This is a genomic window from Mesoterricola sediminis, from assembly GCF_030295425.1.
In the GTDB taxonomy this organism is placed as follows: Bacteria; Acidobacteriota; Holophagae; order Holophagales; family Holophagaceae; genus Mesoterricola; species Mesoterricola sediminis.
In genome coordinates this window covers 2,892,229-2,908,495 of record NZ_AP027081.1, presented here as the reverse complement: position 1 = coordinate 2,908,495, position 16,267 = coordinate 2,892,229, and the positions used below count along the sequence as shown (strand labels likewise).

The 16,267-nt window shown below is 71.0% G+C and carries 13 protein-coding genes; 9 read left to right on the top strand and 4 right to left on the bottom strand.

The features are described 5' to 3' along the window. Positions 1-3: 3 nt before the first annotated feature. Positions 4-1,809: an AMP-dependent synthetase/ligase gene (locus R2J75_RS12795; protein ID WP_316410321.1), complete on the bottom strand. Its 1,806-nt coding sequence runs from the start codon at positions 1,807-1,809 to the stop codon at positions 4-6. Between the two features lie 60 nt (positions 1,810-1,869). On the opposite strand from R2J75_RS12795, the gene R2J75_RS12790 reads away from it, so the two are divergent. From R2J75_RS12790 to R2J75_RS12770, 5 genes are all read left to right on the top strand, one after another. After that, on the top strand, positions 1,870-2,784 hold the full coding sequence (locus R2J75_RS12790; protein ID WP_243333022.1) for a tyrosine recombinase XerC: 915 nt from the start codon (positions 1,870-1,872) through the stop codon (positions 2,782-2,784). Between the two features lie 65 nt (positions 2,785-2,849). Further along, a complete protein-coding gene (locus R2J75_RS12785; protein ID WP_243333020.1) occupies positions 2,850-5,318 on the top strand; it encodes a Tex-like N-terminal domain-containing protein in 2,469 nt (822 codons plus the stop codon). Then, positions 5,315-5,905: a hypothetical protein gene (locus R2J75_RS12780; protein WP_243333018.1), complete on the top strand. Its 591-nt coding sequence runs from the start codon at positions 5,315-5,317 to the stop codon at positions 5,903-5,905. The genes R2J75_RS12785 and R2J75_RS12780 overlap by 4 nt, the downstream gene beginning before the upstream one ends. Beyond that, positions 5,902-6,750, top strand: coding sequence for a signal peptidase I (lepB, locus tag R2J75_RS12775; RefSeq protein ID WP_243333016.1), 849 nt, complete (start codon positions 5,902-5,904; stop codon positions 6,748-6,750). The genes R2J75_RS12780 and lepB overlap by 4 nt, the downstream gene beginning before the upstream one ends. A gap of 46 nt (positions 6,751-6,796) precedes the next feature. Beyond that, the gene (locus tag R2J75_RS12770; RefSeq protein WP_243346287.1) at positions 6,797-8,287 is read left to right on the top strand and encodes a Ppx/GppA phosphatase family protein; all 1,491 of its coding nucleotides are present in this window, start codon (positions 6,797-6,799) and stop codon (positions 8,285-8,287) included. 97 nt (positions 8,288-8,384) lie between these two features. Here R2J75_RS12770 and R2J75_RS12765 read toward each other — a convergent pair whose 3' ends face one another. After that, positions 8,385-8,729 (bottom strand): hypothetical protein, encoded by a 345-nt coding sequence (locus R2J75_RS12765; RefSeq protein ID WP_316410320.1) that lies wholly within the window; start codon positions 8,727-8,729, stop codon positions 8,385-8,387. A 279-nt stretch (positions 8,730-9,008) separates the two neighbouring features. Between R2J75_RS12765 and R2J75_RS19935 the strand changes: the two genes are divergently transcribed. Next, positions 9,009-9,503 carry a GxxExxY protein gene (locus tag R2J75_RS19935; RefSeq protein ID WP_394365843.1) on the top strand — a complete coding sequence of 165 codons (495 nt, stop codon included), beginning with the start codon at positions 9,009-9,011 and terminating at the stop codon, positions 9,501-9,503. Here R2J75_RS19935 and ruvB read toward each other — a convergent pair. Then, a complete protein-coding gene (gene ruvB, locus R2J75_RS12760) occupies positions 9,397-10,416 on the bottom strand; it encodes a Holliday junction branch migration DNA helicase RuvB (RefSeq protein ID WP_243333011.1) in 1,020 nt (339 codons plus the stop codon). The two genes, R2J75_RS19935 and ruvB, sit on opposite strands and share 107 nt — an antisense overlap. Before the next feature lie 81 nt (positions 10,417-10,497). On the opposite strand from ruvB, the gene R2J75_RS12755 reads away from it, so the two are divergent. Both R2J75_RS12755 and ispF read left to right on the top strand, forming a co-directional pair. Further along, on the top strand, positions 10,498-12,024 hold the full coding sequence (locus tag R2J75_RS12755) for an ATP-binding protein (protein WP_243346285.1): 1,527 nt from the start codon (positions 10,498-10,500) through the stop codon (positions 12,022-12,024). Beyond that, complete coding sequence (ispF, locus tag R2J75_RS12750) at positions 12,021-12,503, top strand: 2-C-methyl-D-erythritol 2,4-cyclodiphosphate synthase (RefSeq protein ID WP_243333007.1); 483 nt, start codon at positions 12,021-12,023, stop codon at positions 12,501-12,503. The genes R2J75_RS12755 and ispF overlap by 4 nt, the downstream gene beginning before the upstream one ends. Here ispF and R2J75_RS12745 read toward each other — a convergent pair. After that, complete coding sequence (locus R2J75_RS12745; RefSeq protein WP_243333005.1) at positions 12,487-12,954, bottom strand: Hsp20/alpha crystallin family protein; 468 nt, start codon at positions 12,952-12,954, stop codon at positions 12,487-12,489. The two genes, ispF and R2J75_RS12745, sit on opposite strands and share 17 nt — an antisense overlap. A gap of 199 nt (positions 12,955-13,153) precedes the next feature. Between R2J75_RS12745 and R2J75_RS12740 the strand changes: the two genes are divergently transcribed. Continuing rightward, positions 13,154-16,249, top strand: coding sequence for a two-component regulator propeller domain-containing protein (locus R2J75_RS12740; protein WP_316410319.1), 3,096 nt, complete (start codon positions 13,154-13,156; stop codon positions 16,247-16,249). The last annotated feature ends 18 nt before the right edge of the window (positions 16,250-16,267 follow it).

Genomic DNA, 16,267 nt, shown 5'->3' with positions numbered 1-16,267 from the left:
AATTCAGCCGCCGTAGAGGGCGTCGATGCGGTCCCGGAAGGCCTCGTCCACCGCCCGTCGCCGCACCTTCAGGGAGGGGGTGAGGAGGCCGCTGTCCGGGGTCAGCTCCGCGTCCAGGAGGGCGATCTTCTTGACCCGCTCATAGTTGGAAAAGCGGGCGTTGATGCGCTCGACCCTGCGCATGACCTTGGCCACGGCCTCGGGCCGGCCGGCCAGGTCCGCGTCGGAGGTGTAGGGGACCTTCCGGTAGTCCGCCCAGAGGCGCAGGTTGGCGAAATTGGGGACGATGAGGGCGCTGATGAAGTTCCGGCCCTCGCCGATCACGATGGCCTGCTCGATGTACTTGTCCGCCCGGAGGGCGTTCTCCAGGGGCTGGGGGGCCACGTTCTTGCCGCCGGAGGTGCAGATGATCTCCTTCTTCCGGTCGGTGATCCGGACCCGGCCGGCCGCGTCCATCTCCCCGATGTCGCCGGTGTGGAACCAGCCCTCGGCGTCGATGGCCTCCGCGGTGGCCTCCGGGTTGCGCCAGTAGCCCCCCATGATGGTGGGGCCCTGGACGAGGATCTCGCCATCCTCGCCGATGCGCAGGAAGGGGCGGCCCGCCCAGGTGTCCAGGATGGGCCGGCCGACGCTGCCGGGGCACATGTCGCCCTTGCGGGAGAGGGTCAGGAGCGGGCTCGTCTCCGTCATGCCGTAGCCTTCGAAGAGCGGGATGCCCGCGCCCCAGAAGAACTCCAGGATCCGGGGATGGATGGCGGCCCCGCCCACGGCGCACATGTTGATCCGTCCGCCGAGGCGGGCGCGCACCTTGCGGAAGACGAGGAGGTCGCAGACCGCCGCGGCCAGCCGCAGGGGGAGGGGCAGGGGCAGGTCCCGGTAGCGGTACTGGGCCATGCGGGCCCCGAGGGCGGTGATCCAGTGGAAGACGAGGCGCCGGGGCAGGCCCCCGGCGTTCACCTGCTCCCGGACCTTGGCGTAGAACTTCTCGAAGATGCGGGGCACGGCCAGGAGGATCTGGGGGCGGACCTCCTCCAGGTCCCGGGCCACGGTCTGCAGGCTCTCCGCGTAGTAGATGGAGACCCCCGCGTGGAACATGGTGTAGTGCCCGCCCATGCGCTCGAAGATGTGGGACATGGGCAGGATGGAGAGGCACCGCTGGCCGGGCACCACCTCCATGGCCTCCAGGCCGAGGCGGATGTTGGCGGTGAGGTTCCCGTGGGTGAGCATGACGCCCTTGGGGTCGCCGGTGGTCCCGGAGGTGTAGATGAGGGTCAGGAGGTCCTCGGGCCGGATCTGCGCGGCCCGCGCGCGGACCTCGGGGCGGCGGTCCTCCTGGGCCTGGCCCTCGGCGGCGAGGTCCGCCCAGGCGAGGACGGGGCGGGGGCAGCCGGCGGGGACGTCGCCGGCCATGAGCACGGCGGCCTCCAGGTCGGGCAGCCCGGGCCAGAGCTCGAGGACCTTGGCCAGTTGGTCCGGCGTCGAGCAGAAGATCCAGCGGGACCCGCTGTGGTGGAGGATGTGGGCGGTCTGGGGCAGGTTCAGGGTGGGGTAGACGGGCACCGTGACGATGCCCATGGCCGCGCAGGCGTAGTCGGCCACGGCCCATTCGGGCCGGTTCTCGGAAAGGACGGCCACCCGGTCCCCCCGGACCAGGCCCCGGGCGTCGAGGGCCAGGGCGAGGCGCTCCACCCGCGCCTGGATCTCCCGGTGGGAGAGGCAGGTCCAGACGCCGCCGGTCCGGTGCGCCAGGGCGTCGCTGTAATCCCGCTCCAGGGCCGTGTAGAACAGATCAGGGATCGTCTGGATCAATCGGGACTCCTCCTGTCATGGTATCACTCCGCGGGGTATCGTACCCTTCGAACAGGTCCCATGCCGACGCCCGCCCTTTCCGAAGCCCCCGCCGCGTTCCTCCTGGAGGAGCGGGCCCGGGGCGTCTCCCCGCACACGCTCCGCGCCCGGAAGGGCGACCTGGACAAGCTCGTGGCCCACGCCTGCGGCGAGGGCTGGGAGGGGTGGGAGGTGAAGCCTCGGGTCCTTCGGGCCTTCGCGCTGGAGCTCGGCGAGCGCGGCCTGGATCCCGCGAGCCAGGCCCGCATCCTCTCCACCACGCGCACCTTCTTCAAGTGGCTCTTCGAGACCCGGCGGATCGCGGCGGACCCGGCCGCGGGCCTCCGGAACCCCAAGCTGCCGCGGCGCCTTCCGGCCTTCCTGACGGAACCCGAGAGCGGGGCCCTGCTGGAGCTGGAGGAACCCCGGGATTTTCCGACCTCGCGCCTGCGCTGCATCCTTGAACTTCTCTACGCCTGCGGACTCCGGGTGTCGGAACTCACGGGCCTGGATCTCCAGGACATCCTGGCCGAGGCCCGGACCCTGCGGGTGCTGGGGAAGGGGTCCAAGGAGCGGCTCGTGCCCTACCACGAGACCGCGGGCCGCATGCTCGAGGCCTACCTCGTCCACCGCGGCGCCTTCCTCGCGGCCCGGGAGCTGCCGGCCACCCCGGCCCTGCTGATCAACCAGCGCGGGGGCCGGCTCACCCCCGCCAGCGTCCGGACCTTCCTGGCCAAGGCCATCGAGCGGGCCTCGGTCCGCGCCAAGGTCAGCCCCCACGCCCTCCGCCACAGCTTCGCCACGCACCTCCTCAACCACGGCATGGACCTCCGGGCCATCCAGGAGCTCCTGGGCCACGCCAGCCTCAGCACCACCCAGCGCTACACCCACCTCGACCTGGAGAGCCTCGCGCGGACCTACGAATCGGCCCATCCCAGGGCCCGGACCCGGTCCTAGCTCGTACGTGGCCCCTAGGGTATGATGCCCTTTCACCCGCTCAGGTGAGTTTGAAGGGACGTGTCGTGGAGTTGCTGGTCGATCGGATCTGTCAGGAACTTGCCCTGCCCAGGCCGGGCGTGGCCGCCGTGACGGCGCTCTTGAACGAGGGGAACACCGTCCCGTTCATTGCCCGTTACCGGAAGGAGGCCACCGGGTCCCTCGACGAGGTCGCGATCCGGGCCATCGAGGAGCGCCTCATCTATTTCAAGGAGCTCCTGGACCGCCGGGAGACGGTGATCAAGACCATCGACAAGCAGGGCAAGCTGACGCCCGAGCTCAGGGGCCGCATCGAGGCCGCCTGGTCCAAGACCGAACTGGAAGACCTCTACCTCCCCTACAAGCCCAAGAAGCGCACCAAGGCCACCGACGCCCGGGAGCGGGGCCTCGAGCCCCTGCTGGACGCCCTGCTGGCCGACACCTCGGGCGCCGATCCGCTCATGCTGGCCGCCGCCTATGTCAAGGAGGGCGCCGAGGGCCTGGAGACCCCCAGCCAGTGCGTGGAGGGGGCCGGCCACATCCTGGCCGAGCGCCTCGCCGAGGACGCCGACGTCCGCGCCTGGCTCCGCCAGGTCTTCCACGACACGGGCCTGCTCCACGCGGAGCTGCGCGAGGAACGGAAGGACGCCTCCGAGGCCCTCCGCTTCAAGCCCTACTGGCAGTTCCAGGAACCCCTCCGGAAGATGCCCGGCCACCGCATCCTCGCGGTCCGCCGCGGCGAGAAGGAGGAGATCCTCACCGTCAAGCTCACCGTGGACCGGGAGAAGCTGGTCACCGAGCTCGTGTCCCGGGTGAAGGTCGAGGCGGGCTCCGCCTACCGGAACCTCCTCCACGACGTGTGCGGCGACGCCTTCGATCGCCTCCTCGCTCCGACCCTCGAAACGGACGTGCGGGTGGAGGCCAAGAAGAAGGCCGACCTGGAGGCCATCAAGGTCTTCCAGACCAACCTGGACCACCTCCTGCTGGCGCCCCCCGCGGGCCAGCTCTGCACCCTGGGCGTGGACCCCGGCATCCGCACCGGCTGCAAGCTCGCGGTGATCAACCGCCTGGGCCAGTTCATGGAGACCGCCACCATCTATCCTCTGGAGCCCAAGCGGGACCTGGAGGGCAGCCGCGCCGTGCTCGAGCAGATCGCGGCCCGCCACCCCGTGGAGGCCATCGCCATCGGCAACGGCACCGGCGGGCGCGAGGCCGAGGCCTTCATCCGCGAGTGGCTGCGCGATTCCGGCCGGGACGCCGTCCTCTGCGTGAGCGTGAGCGAGGCGGGCGCCTCCGTCTACTCCGCCAGCGAGGTCGCCCGCGAGGAGTTCCCCGAGCAGGACGTCACCGTCCGCGGCGCCATCTCCATCGCGCGCCGCTTCCAGGACCCCCTGGCCGAGCTGGTCAAGGTCGAGCCCAAGAGCATCGGCGTCGGCCAGTACCAGCACGACGTGAACCAGACCGCCCTCAAGAAGGGCCTGGACGAGGTCGTCGAGTCCTGCGTGAACCGCGTGGGCGTCGACCTCAACTCCGCCAGCTACCGCCTCCTCTCCTACGTGGCGGGCATCGGCGAGTCCCTGGCCAAGAACATCGTGCAGCACCGCTTCGCCAACGGCGCCTTCCGGCACCGCGAGCAGCTCATGGACGTCCCCCGCTTCGGCGAGAAGGCCTTCCTGCAGGCCGCGGGCTTCCTGCGCATCCGGGACGGGGAGAACCCCCTGGACGCCTCCGCCGTCCACCCCGAGAGCTACCCGGTGGTGCAGCGCATCTGCCAGGTCACCGGGCGCACCGTGCCCGAGCTCGTGGGCAACGACGCCGTCCTGGACGGCCTCGATCCCGCCACCTTCACCGACGCCACCTTCGGCGTGGAGACCGTGCGGGACATCATCGCCGAGCTCAAGAAGCCCGGCCGCGACCCGCGCCAGCGCTTCGAGGCCGTCACCTTCCGCGAGGGCGTCCACAAGCCCAGCGACCTGGAGGTGGGCATGGAGCTCCAGGGCATCGTCACCAACGTGACGGACTTCGGCGCCTTCGTCGACGTGGGCGTCCACCAGGACGGCCTCGTGCACCTCTCCGAGATCTCCCACCAGTACGTGAAGAACCCCGCCGACGTCCTCAGCGTGGGCCAGGCGGTGCGGGTCAAGGTGCTGGCGGTGGACCTGCAGTCGAAGCGCATCGGCCTCTCCATCAAGGCCCTCCTGCCCGGCGCGCCCCGCCAGGCGGGTCCCCGTCCCGACCGGCCCGCCCGCGGTCCCCAGGGCCGTCCCGAGCGCGGCCCCCAGGGCGGTCCCAGGCCGGATCGCCGGCCCGAGGGACGCCGCGAAGGCCGTCCGGCCAACCCCGAGGGCGGCGCCCGCCCCCGGTCCGGCGCGCCCCGGCCGCCCGCAGGGAAGCCCGCCGGCCAGCCCCAGGGCAGCCCGAAGCCCCCCGCGCCCAAGCCGGCCCCCCAGAAGCAGGGCGGCGCCCCCGCCACCCTCTCGGACCTCATGGCCAAGTACAACCGGGGGCTCCGATGAAGGCCCTCCTCGCCGCCGGACTCCTGCTGGCGGCGGCCGTGGGCTGCGACCGCGCCGCCCGGGGCGAGCGGGTCCGGCCCTTCGCGCCGTGGGAGGCCGGGCGGACCCTGGTCTACCGGGATCCCGCCGACGCCTCCGGCAACCGCCTGCAGGTGCGGGTCGCCCGCACCGAGGACCGCCCGGACGGCCTGCGCGTCACCGAGACCTTCTCCACCCTCTCCGGCCAGGCCCAGTCGATGCTGCGCCTCAAGGACGGCGGCGCCTGGCTCGTCCTGGACGCCAGCGAGGCCCGGGTCCTTCCCGCCGGCTTCCCCGACAAGGTCACCGAATGGACGGACCGCGGCCTCGTGAACCGGGTCGTGGGCCGGGGCCGTCCCGACCTGCCCGGCGTCACCCTGCCGGATCCCGACGCCGTCGGCGTGTGGGTGGAATCCTCCCCCGTCCAGGGGGAGGGCTTCCGCCGCCGCACGCTCCTCCTGCCCGACCTGGGCGAGGTGCAGACGCTGACCTGGCGGAACGGGCGCTGGGAGACCACCAACATCCTGATATCCCAGGGATTCACCGACGAGCGCGAGGCCGTGAAATGAGCGACGAGAGCCAGGAACAGATCCTTCCGGCGGGCGTGGCCAAGGGCGCCGTCCGGGACAACGCGGAGGTCCTGCTCTTCGCGATGCTCCTGATCATGTTCTTCAAGACCTTCGTGGGCCAGCAGTTCACGATCCCGTCGGCCTCGATGCGGAACACGCTGATGATCGGCGACCACCTCCTGGTCAACAAGTTCATCTTCGCGGTGCCCCAGTGGTCCTGGGAGGAGAAGCTCTTCCCCATGCGCAGCCCGGAGCGGGGCGACATCATCGTCTTCCGCTACCCCCTCGAGCGCAACAACGACTACGTCAAGCGCCTCGTGGCCGTCGCCGGCGACACCGTCGAGGTCCGGGACAAGCGCCTCTACGTGAACGGCAAGCTGGTCACGGGCCCCTTCGAGCACCACGTCCTCGACCGCAAGGAAGGCCCCGTCATGGGCCCCTGGCCCCTGGAGCGCGATCCCGGCGTGCGGGACGACATGCCCCCCACCCAGCTCTGGCGCTACGCCGACCCCGAGGTGCTGGCCATGGACCAGCAGGGCCAGGAGCCGCTGCCCGGCGGCTACCGGGACACCTTCGGTCCCGTGAAGGTCCCCGCGGGCCACGTGTTCGCCATGGGCGACAACCGGGACAACAGCTCCGACAGCCGCTACTGGGGCTTCCTCCCCGCCGATCACCTGCGCGGCCGGCCCTTCCTCATCTGGTGGAGCTACCGCGAAGGCGGCAATGACGACACCAATTCCAACGTCCCCCAGGGGCCCACGGACGTCGTGATGAACTTCGTGGACGGCGCCCGCCACTTCCTCACCTGGACCCGCTGGGAGCGCACCGGGCACATTCCGCGCTAGCCACCGCCCCCGGGCGGTGCCACCCTGGCCCTGGACGGGGGACGCCATGCGCATCGCGGCCATCGACGTGGGATCCAACTCCATCCACCTCGTGGTGGTGGAGACGGACGCCCTCGGCAACCAGCGCGTGCTGGCCCGGGAGAAGCACATGGTGCGGCTCGGCCGGGGCCTGATGAAGACCGGGGCCATCGGCCCAGAGGCCTTCCAGGCCGGCCTGGAATCCCTGGCCCTCATGGCCGAGGTGGTGCGGGGCCTCCAGTGCGACACCCTCCTGGCCTGCGGGACCGCGGCCCTGCGGGAGGCGGCCAACGCCCAGACCTTCGTGCGGGAGGCGGCGCGCCTGGGCGTCCCCATCCGCGTGATCTCCGGCGAGGAGGAGGCCAGCCTCATCTACCTGGCCGTGAGCCGGGCCATCCCCTTCCCGGAGGTGCCCTCGGTCCTCATGGACGTGGGGGGCGGCTCCACCGAACTCACCTGGCTCGTGGCGGGCCGGCCCGAGGCCTCCGTCTCCATCCCCTGGGGCATCCAGCGCCTGGCGGACGCCGTGCCCACGGCCAATCCCCCCACCCCCGCCGACCTGGTCCGGGTCCGCAAGTTCCTGCGGAAGGTGGTGCGCAAGGCCCAGGCCGGCCTGCCCGAGGACCTGCCGAAGACCCCCGTCATCCTGGCCACCAGCGGCACCCTGCTGGACCTGGCCGCCGGATCGGGGGGACAGGACACCTTTGACCTGGACCGGCTCCTGGCCTTCAAGCGGCGCCTGTGGAAGACCTCCAGCCAGGCGCGGGTGGCGGAGCTGGGCGTGGACGCCAAGCGGGCCGAGGTGCTCCACGTGGGCGCTAGCTGGGTGGCCTGCCTCATGAAGTGGCTGGGGGCCACCCAGGTCCGATGCCTGCCCGTAGGCCTCCGGGAGGGCATGGTCTGGCAGGCCCTGGCGCGGGGCGGCATGGCCCTGCCGGTGCTGGGGGACCGCCGCCGGGCCTCGGTGGAGGCCCTCGCCGCCAAGCTGGACCCGGATCCGGGGCACAGCCGCCACGTGGCCTACCTCGCGGACCAGCTCTTCACGGACCTCATGCCCGAGTTCGAGCTGGGGGACCCGGAGCGGGAGCTGCTGGGCTACGCCGCCCGCCTCCACGACATCGGCCTTTCCCTGTCCGAGAAGGGCCACCACAAGCACGGCGCCTACCTGATCACCAACGCCAAGCTGGCGGGCTTCTGGCCCGCCGAGTGCGAGGCCATCGCCCAGGTGGTGCGGTACCACCGGGGCAAGGCCCCCCGCATGGCCCACGAGGCCTTCGCGGCCCTCAAGCCCTGGACCCGCCACGTGGTGGAGAAGCTGGCCGCCATCGTCCGCGTCGCCGACGCCCTGGACCGCACCCGCCGCCAATCCGTGCACCAGGTCCGCCTGGACCTGTCCGGGGACCCCGTGCGCCTCCACCTCACGGGCGCCGGCGACCTCAAGCCCGAACTGGAGAGCCTCAAGGACAAGGGCCGGCTCCTCTGGCGCTTGCTGGGCCGCGAGGTGGAAATCGTCCGCTAGCCCAATGTTCCGACCCACACGATCGATCACTCCCGATTACAGCGGATAACTCCACAGCCAGCACGACACTGGCCGATTGAGCGCGTAGAGGCGAGGGTCAGGGCGAGGAAGCAGGGGCAGCATCCCAGGCATCCCCGTTCATCCCCGTGCATCCCCGGCGAATGAAATCGCAGGGATGGGACGGCGCAATCGGGTAACGGATGCGCCGCCCCATCCCGGCTGTATTTCCAACGGGGATGAAGGGGATGCACGGCGATGCTTGGGATAAGTCCAGGGCCGCGGCCAGGTCCTTCCACCGCTCCCTGGGCAGGTCGAGGCTTCCAAGGTTCGTGATCAGGCGCTGCCGGGGTCCCGCTTCCGCCCGGTAGCTTTCAACCAGCTGATGATTGTTGAATGATGTGCCGACCTTGCCCTGGGAGGTCTGCACGGAACGAATGAACATGGCCCCAACGTAGGTCTCAAACCCTTATGAACAATGCCTCATTTCCATGTACCGTCCATCCAGCCGGCATGACTGCTTTTCGACTTTTCGGATTTCGGGGGCCACATCGACACGACTGCATCGTGATCTGGCTGAGGCTATGAGCGGAGGGTGACAAGCGTTCCGGATCCTCATTGATCCTATGAAACGCGGAGGCGCGGAGGATCTCGCAGAGGGTCGCGGAGGAAAGCGCTCCTGGAACCTGCCACCTCCCAATGACACGTCCCAACGGGAGGCGTGATGGGAAGGCATTGGGGAGAGGTCGACGGGGAGGATCATCCGCACAAGGAGATCACCCAGGCCATCATCGGGGAGGCCATCGAGATCCAGAAGGCTCTGGGGCACGGACTCCTGGAAGATCCCTACAAGGTCTGTCTGGCGCACTCCCTGAGACTGGCCGGCCATAAGGTGAAGCGGGAGGTTTTCCTGGATATCGAGTGGAGGGGGCTTGTGGGCTTGATCCTTTCTCCGCGAGCCTCAGCGAGATCCTCCGCGCCTCCGCGTTCCAATAGGATGCTGCGAATGCGCGGCGCCATCAGGCACTGCAGCACAGACTCACTATTCCAGCTCCTCCATGCTCCGGCACGGATGGGTATTAGCCATTACTATCCTAGATTACGAACACACCCTAGCCGAAGAGCCCCTGGGGGCCGGGCTGGAGGCCGAGGTAGCCGTAGGCGGCTTCGGTGGCCTTGCGGCCCTGCTGGGTGCGGTCGAGGAAGCCGATCTGCATGAGGTAGGGTTCGACGAGGTCCTCCAGGGCCCCGCCGTCGCTCTCGCCCAGGGCCGCGGCCAGCGTCCGCACGCCCACGGGGCCGCCGCGGAACTTCACGCAGAGGGCCTCCAGGTAGGCGCGGTCCAGGCCCTCCAGGCCCAGGTGATCGACCTCGTGGAGGGCCAGGCAGGCGTCCGCGGCCTCGGCGGTGATGGTGCCGTCCCCCTTCACCTCGGCGTAGTCCCGGCACCGGCGCAGGAGGCGGTTCACGATGCGGGGGGTGCCCCGGCTGCGCCGCGCGATGGCCTCGGCGCCCTCGGGGGCCATGTGCACGCCCAGGAGCTGGGCGCTGCGGGCGGCGATGACCGCCAGTTCCGCCCGGGTGTAGTAGTCGAGGCGGTGCACCATGCCGAACCGGTCGTGGAGGGGCTTGCTGATGAGCCCCGCCCGGGTCGTGGCGCCCACCAGGGTGAAGGGTCGCAGGTCCACCTTGAGGGTCTGGGCGGAGGGGCCCTGGCCGATGAGGATGTCCAGCTTGCGGTCCTCCATGGCCGAGTAGAGCATCTCCTCGATGGGGGCGGCGAGCCGGTGGATCTCGTCGATGAAGAGGAACTCCCCGTCCTCCAGGTTGGTGAGGATGGCGGCCAGGTCCCCCTTCTTCTCCAGGGCGGGGGCCTGGATCACCTTGCAGGGCACGCCCATCTCGTTGGCCAGCACGTGGGCCAGGGTCGTCTTGCCCAGGCCCGGGGGCCCGAAGAGCAGCACGTGGTCCAGGACCTCGCGGCGCCCCTTGGCGGCGCGAAGGGCGATCTCGAGGCGGGCCTTCACCTTCTCCTGCCCGATGTACTCGGGGAGGCGCTGGGGCCTCAGGCTGTATTCGAAGGGTTCCTCGGGGGCGGCGGGATCCAGGTCCGGATTGCGGTCGAATTCCATGCACCTAGTTTGACCCACGCCCCCCGGCCCCTGTCTAGTCCGGCCAGGGGCGATCCCTTATACTTCCTGACGGGGGGCAGGGTGCCAGAGCGGACTTCCATCGCCATCAAGGACCGGCACGGCTTCGAGCGGGCCGTCCCGGCGCTTCCCTCCATGGTCCTGGGCCGGCACAGCCAGTGCGACGTGATCCTCTCCGACAGCATGGTCAGCCGGAACCACGTGCGCATCTTCCGGGAGGAGGACCAGTGGTGGGTGGAGGATCTCAACTCCTCCCACGGCACCTACTTCCGGGACGAGCGCGTCTCCCGCATGCCCTGGGAGCCCGGCTGCACCCTCCGGGTGGCCGACGGCGCCTACTACCTCACCCTCCGCAGCGAATCCGCCTTCGCCTCGGAGGTGAACCTCCAGGCCATCCTCCGCACCGCGGGCCTGCTCACGGGCGAGGTGGAGCTGGACGACCTGCTGGAGCAGGCCCTGGACCGCCTCCTGGGCATTTCCGGGACCGACCGGGGGTTCATCATGCTGCCCGAGGGCGGGGAGCTGGTGGTCAAGGTCCAGCGCAACCTGGGCGTGAACATGGAGAAGGACATCCACCTCTCCATGAGCAGCGTCCACAAGGTCTTCGAGCAGGGCGAGGCGGTCTGGATCCGCAACGTGGCCGCCGACGAGTCCCTGATGGCCGCGAAGTCGGTGATCAACCTGCAGCTCAAGACCATCCTCTGCCTCCCCCTCCAGGTGCAGGGCGAGCGCATCGGCGTGGTCTACCTGGACAGCCGCCGCATCGCCACGGAGCCCGTGGACCGGCCCACCTTCGAGGCCATCGTCGCCCTTTGCGCCATCGCCATCGAGCGCACGCGCCTGGCCGAGGAGAGCCTGCGCAACCAGGTGCTGGCCACCGTGGGGCAGGTGGCCTCCTCCATCGTCCACGACCTGAAGAACGCCCTGTTCCTGGTGGCCGGCCACGCCCAGATGCTGGAGCTGACCCTCAAGGAACCCGACGGGAAGCACCACGTCGCCGAGATCCTGGCGGCCGTGGACCGGCTCCAGGGCCTCAGCGCCGACATCGTCGACTACGCCAAGGTCCGCGAGCCGCGCCGGGAGCGGGTGGACCTCGCGCCCTACCTGGCCGGCCTCCTGGAGCCCCTCCAGGCCCGGGTCCGGGACGCGGGGGCGAGGCTCGTGTGCCAGGGCGGATCCTGCGCCGCCCACCTGGACCGCCACCGCTTCGCGCGGGTCGTCGAGAACCTGGTCGCCAACTCCCTGGACGCCCTGGAGGGGGCGGAGGGCGGCGAGATCGTCGTCTCCTGGCACCGCCTGGAGGGCGGCATCCAGCTCGGCGTGGCCGACAACGGCAAGGGCATCCCCCGCAAGGTGCTCCGGCGGATCTTCGAGCCCTTCTTCAGCCACGGCAAGCGCAAGGGCACCGGCCTCGGCATGGCGACGGTCAAGAAGATCGTGGAGGAGCACGCCGGCACCGTGGAGGTGGCGAGCGAGGAGGGCTCCGGCACCGCCGTCACCCTCGTCATCCCCGACAGCGCCGCCTCGGTGCGCTCCGCGGGTGCCGCCCAGGATTCGACGGACGAATTCCGGGCCCTGGGGCCGTCATGAGGATCGGCCAGGGCTTCGACGTCCACCGCTTCGCGGATCCGGCCGAGGGCCGGCCCCTGGTGCTCATGGGCTGCGCCGTGCCCCACGACCGGGGCCTGGCGGGCCACAGCGACGCGGACGTCATGCTCCACGCCCTCATGGACGCCCTGCTGGGCGCCGCGGGCCTGGGGGACATCGGCCAGCACTTCCCGGACACGGATCCCGCCTACAAGGGCGCCGATTCCGCCCGCCTCCTGGAGCGGGTGATGGCGGACCTGGGGCAGCGGGGCTGGCGGGTCGTGAACGCGGACGTGTGCCTGATCGGCGAACGGCCGAAGCTGGCCCCCCATCGGGAGGCCATGCGCCGGCGGATCGCGCCGATCCTCGGGCTGGCGCCCGAGGATCTGAATGTGAAGGCCACCACCACGGAGAAGCTGGGCTTCACGGGGCGGGGCGAGGGCCTGGCCGCCCAGGCCGTGGTGCTCATCGACCGAGGCTGATCTCGATCTTGCGGGGCTTGACCTCGGGCACCTTGGAGAGCACCAGGGTGAGGACGCCGTCCTTCAGGTCGGCCCGCACATTGCCGGCGTCCACGCCCTCGGGCAGGTTGAAGGTGCGGGAGAAGGACCCGAAGGACCGTTCGAGCATGAAGGTGTGCTCCCCTTCGGTCCTGGCCTGCGCGTCGCGCTTCCCGGTGAGGGTGAGGCGGTTGCCGGTGAGGTTGATCTCCAGGTCCTCGCGCTTGATCCCGGGCATGTCGGCCTCGAAGACGTAGGCGTCGGGGGTCTCCTTGATGTCGAAGGAGGGGGTGAAGGCGGTCTGGAGGTCCATGTTGAAGTCCAGGTCGCGGAAGGGATCCCACCGCAGGAAGTTGCGCATGAGGCCAAAGGGTTCCAGCGCAGGGGCGACGGCGGTGGGGACGGTGCGGGCATCGCGGCGGATGAGGTTCATGGCAAGCTCCTTTCGGGATGGAAACCGAGGACTCCGGCCGGGCCCTGGACCGAAGCTCCGGTTGACGAAGAAAATATGAGTGTACGCAGCTAACGTGTCAAGCCCCCGGGATCGGATTTTGCCGCAGGGGCCTCCCGCGCACCCGGAGCTGGATTTCCCGGCCCAGGCGCGGCCGCCTGGGGTACATTTGGAAACATCTATGGACTTCCCGGCGAAATCCACGCCCCAGGGGCTCTCGACCGCGTGGAGGGCCCTCGCGCTCCTGGCCGCTCTGGCGGCGGGGTGCGCGCTCCAGGGACAGGTGCAGACCTTCCGGGCCTTCGACGACCGGGACGGGCTGCCCCAGAGCCAGGTGACGGCCCTGCTGGAGGACCGGGACGGCTTCATCTGGGCCGGGACCTCCGAGGGGGTGGCGCGCCTGGGCGCCGCGGGCCTGCAGGCCATCGGCTCCAAGCAGGGGCTCCGGGCCCTGGATGTCATGGCGCTCTTCCAGGACCGGGAGGGCGGCATCTGGGTGGCGGGGCAGGAGGGCGGGGCGGACCGCATCCAGGGCGGCCGGGTCACCCACTACGGCGAGGCGCAGGGCCTGGCCGTGAGTCCCGTCTACGCCATCGCCCAGGACCACGCCGGCACGGTGTACGCCGGGACCCGCCTGGGCGTGTACCGCCTCGTGGGGGGGCGCTTCGAGCCGCTGCCCCTGCCGGGGGACTGGAACCGGCTGCCCATCTTCGCCCTGGCCGAGGAGCCCCGGGGGGGCCTCTGGCTGGCCTCCATCAAGGACCGCCTCGGGCGCTGGGACGGGACGTCGGTGATCCCGGCCAGGCTGCCCACGCCCATGAAGACCCGCTTCCGGCAACTGGCCTGGGACGCCCGGGGCACGCTCTGGGCGCTCAGCTCCGACCTGCTCCTCCGCCGGGAGGGCCCCGGGCGCTGGGTCCGGGATCCCCTGCCGGGCCTGGGCGGCCGGAGCCGCCTGCGCCGCTTCCAGGTGACACGGGAGGGGGAGCTCCTCCTGGCCCTGGACACCGACGGGCTGTACCAGCGGGACGCCGCGGGCCGGGTGCGGGTGCGCACCTATCTGGACGGGCTGCCCAGGGAGGGGGTGGCCTCGGTCCTCCGGGACAGCCGCGGCGACCTGTGGCTGGGGACGGACGGCGCGGGCCTCCTGGCCGAGGCGGTGCCGGGCCTGCTGCGCGTGGACAAGGATCCCCGCACGGGCATCGGCCTGGGCCTCGGCACCGTGCTCACGTTCCAGGAGGACGGGGCCGGGCGGATGTACCTCGGCAGCACCTCCGGCCTGCACCTCCTGGAGCCGGGCCGCGGGATCGTGCGGAGCTGGGACCAGACCCGGGGCCTGCCCAGCAACGAGGTCTGGAGCCTGGCGCCCCGGACCGGGGGCGGGATCTGGGTGGCCACCCTCAAGGGCCTCGTCGCCCTGGACGGGGACCGCGTCCTCAAGGGCCCCCGCGAACTGGACCATGTCTTCGTCAGCGGCCTCGTCCACCAGGGGGGCCGCCTCTGGGTCTGCACCTTCGAGCAGGGCCTGGTCGCCATCGACGGGACGGGCCGCGTGGTAGGCCGCTACCCGGCCCCGGCCGAGGTGGGGGAACCCGCCATCCTCATGGCGCTGCCCTACAAGGGGGGCCTCCTGACGGCCACCCGAGCCGGTTGCTACCTTTTCAAGGACGGCGTCTTCACGCCCGCCCTGCGCGCCACGCCCGTCGGCACCCGCTCCATCGCGTCCCTGTACCTGGGCCCGGGCGGCGAGCTGTGGGTGGGCACGGGCAGCGACGGGGTCTTCGGCTTCCCCCAGGGGGAGGGAGGGCCCTGCGAGATCTGGAACGAGGCCAACGCCCGCATCCACGGCCGGGCGTCATGGATCGCCGGGCTGCCTGGAGGCGCCCTCGTGGTGGGCCACGCGCGGGGCATCGCCGTCCTCAAGCCCGGCGCGACCGGGCGCACCCCGGTCCAGCTCACCCGGAACCTGGGACTCCTGAGCAACGAGACCTCGGATTCGGCGGTGTACCTGGACCGCCAGGGCCGCCTCTGGGCGGGCATGGCCGGGGGCGTCTGCATCCTGGACTCCCGGGCGGACTTCCCCGACCCGGGCCTGCCCCGGCCGCACGTCGTGGAGGCCACGGCCGGCGAGACCCACGTCGGCCATCCCGAGTCCATCGTCCTGCCCCCGCGGTCCGGCACCCTCTCGCTGCGGTTCGACTGCCCCCTCCCCCTGGCCCCGGAGCGGCCCGCTTTCCAGGTCTGGCTGGACGGGGCCTGGCGCGCCGTGGACGACGGCACGCCGGTCTTCCAGATCGCGCACCTCGGGCCCGGCACCCTGAACCTGAAGGTGCGGGCCGGGGACGGGCTGGGCTGGGCCGAGTCGGAGCGCGTGGACATCCGGGTGCGGCCGGCCTGGTACCAGACGATCTACGCCTACCTCCTGTTCGCCCTGGGCGGCGTCCTGGCGGTGCTCCTGGCCATCCAGGGGGCTGTCCGCACCGTCCGGCGCCGGGCCAAGCTCCTGGAGGCGAAGGTGGCTGAGCGCACGGAGGAGCTCACCCTGCGCAACCGGTCCCTGGAGCGGCTCCATCACCAGCTGAAGCGCAGCCTGGAGGGGCGCGTCCAGCTCATGAACACCATCACCCACGACCTGCGCTCGCCCCTCACCACCATCCTGCTGTCCCTGGACCGGCTGGAGACCACGGAGGACCTGGGCCCCGCCGGGAAGACGTCCCTCAAGGTGGTCGGTCGCGAGGTCCAGCGGGTGGAGCACCTGCTCAAGCAGTTCCTCGACAGCGCCCGGAACGAGAGCCTCACGGACGGCCTCCACTTCCGGGTCTGCCATCCCGGGGAGATCCTGGAGGGCCTCGCCGAGACGCTGAAGCTCAAGGCCGAGGCCCGCGACCTCACGGCGCGCATCGACATGGCGCCCGCGGAAGGGGCCTGGGTGCTGGCCGACGCCGAGGCCATGCAGCAGGTGGTCTTCAACCTCATCGAGAACGCCCTCAAGTTCACCCCCGCGCCCGGCGAGATCGGCATCCGCAGCCGCCGGGAGCCCGCGCACTGGATGCTGGAGGTCTGGGACACGGGCCGGGGCATCGACCCCGCCCAGGCCGCCGACCTGTTCAAGCCCTTCGCCCAGGCCGCCGCGGCGGACGCGGGCATGGGGTGGGGCCTGGGCCTGTCCATCTGCAGGGCCCTGGTGGAGGCCCATGACGGTACCATTGACGTGGAGAGCGAGCCTGGACGCGGCTCGGTCTTCCGGGTCCGCCTGCCCCTGGTGTCGGCCCGCTGATCGCGCCCTGGAGTCCCC

Coding starts and splice junctions, on each gene's coding strand:
- R2J75_RS12790 (WP_243333022.1), top strand. CDS start 1,870: ATGCCGACGCCCGCCCTTTCCGAAGCCCCCGCCGCGTTCCTCCTGGAG.
- R2J75_RS12780 (WP_243333018.1), top strand. CDS start 5,315: ATGAAGGCCCTCCTCGCCGCCGGACTCCTGCTGGCGGCGGCCGTGGGC.
- lepB (WP_243333016.1), top strand. CDS start 5,902: ATGAGCGACGAGAGCCAGGAACAGATCCTTCCGGCGGGCGTGGCCAAG.
- R2J75_RS12770 (WP_243346287.1), top strand. CDS start 6,797: ATGCGCATCGCGGCCATCGACGTGGGATCCAACTCCATCCACCTCGTG.
- R2J75_RS12765 (WP_316410320.1), bottom strand. CDS start 8,729: ATGTTCATTCGTTCCGTGCAGACCTCCCAGGGCAAGGTCGGCACATCA.
- R2J75_RS19935 (WP_394365843.1), top strand. CDS start 9,009: ATGGGAAGGCATTGGGGAGAGGTCGACGGGGAGGATCATCCGCACAAG.
- ruvB (WP_243333011.1), bottom strand. CDS start 10,416: ATGGAATTCGACCGCAATCCGGACCTGGATCCCGCCGCCCCCGAGGAA.
- ispF (WP_243333007.1), top strand. CDS start 12,021: ATGAGGATCGGCCAGGGCTTCGACGTCCACCGCTTCGCGGATCCGGCC.
- R2J75_RS12745 (WP_243333005.1), bottom strand. CDS start 12,954: ATGAACCTCATCCGCCGCGATGCCCGCACCGTCCCCACCGCCGTCGCC.
- R2J75_RS12740 (WP_316410319.1), top strand. CDS start 13,154: ATGGACTTCCCGGCGAAATCCACGCCCCAGGGGCTCTCGACCGCGTGG.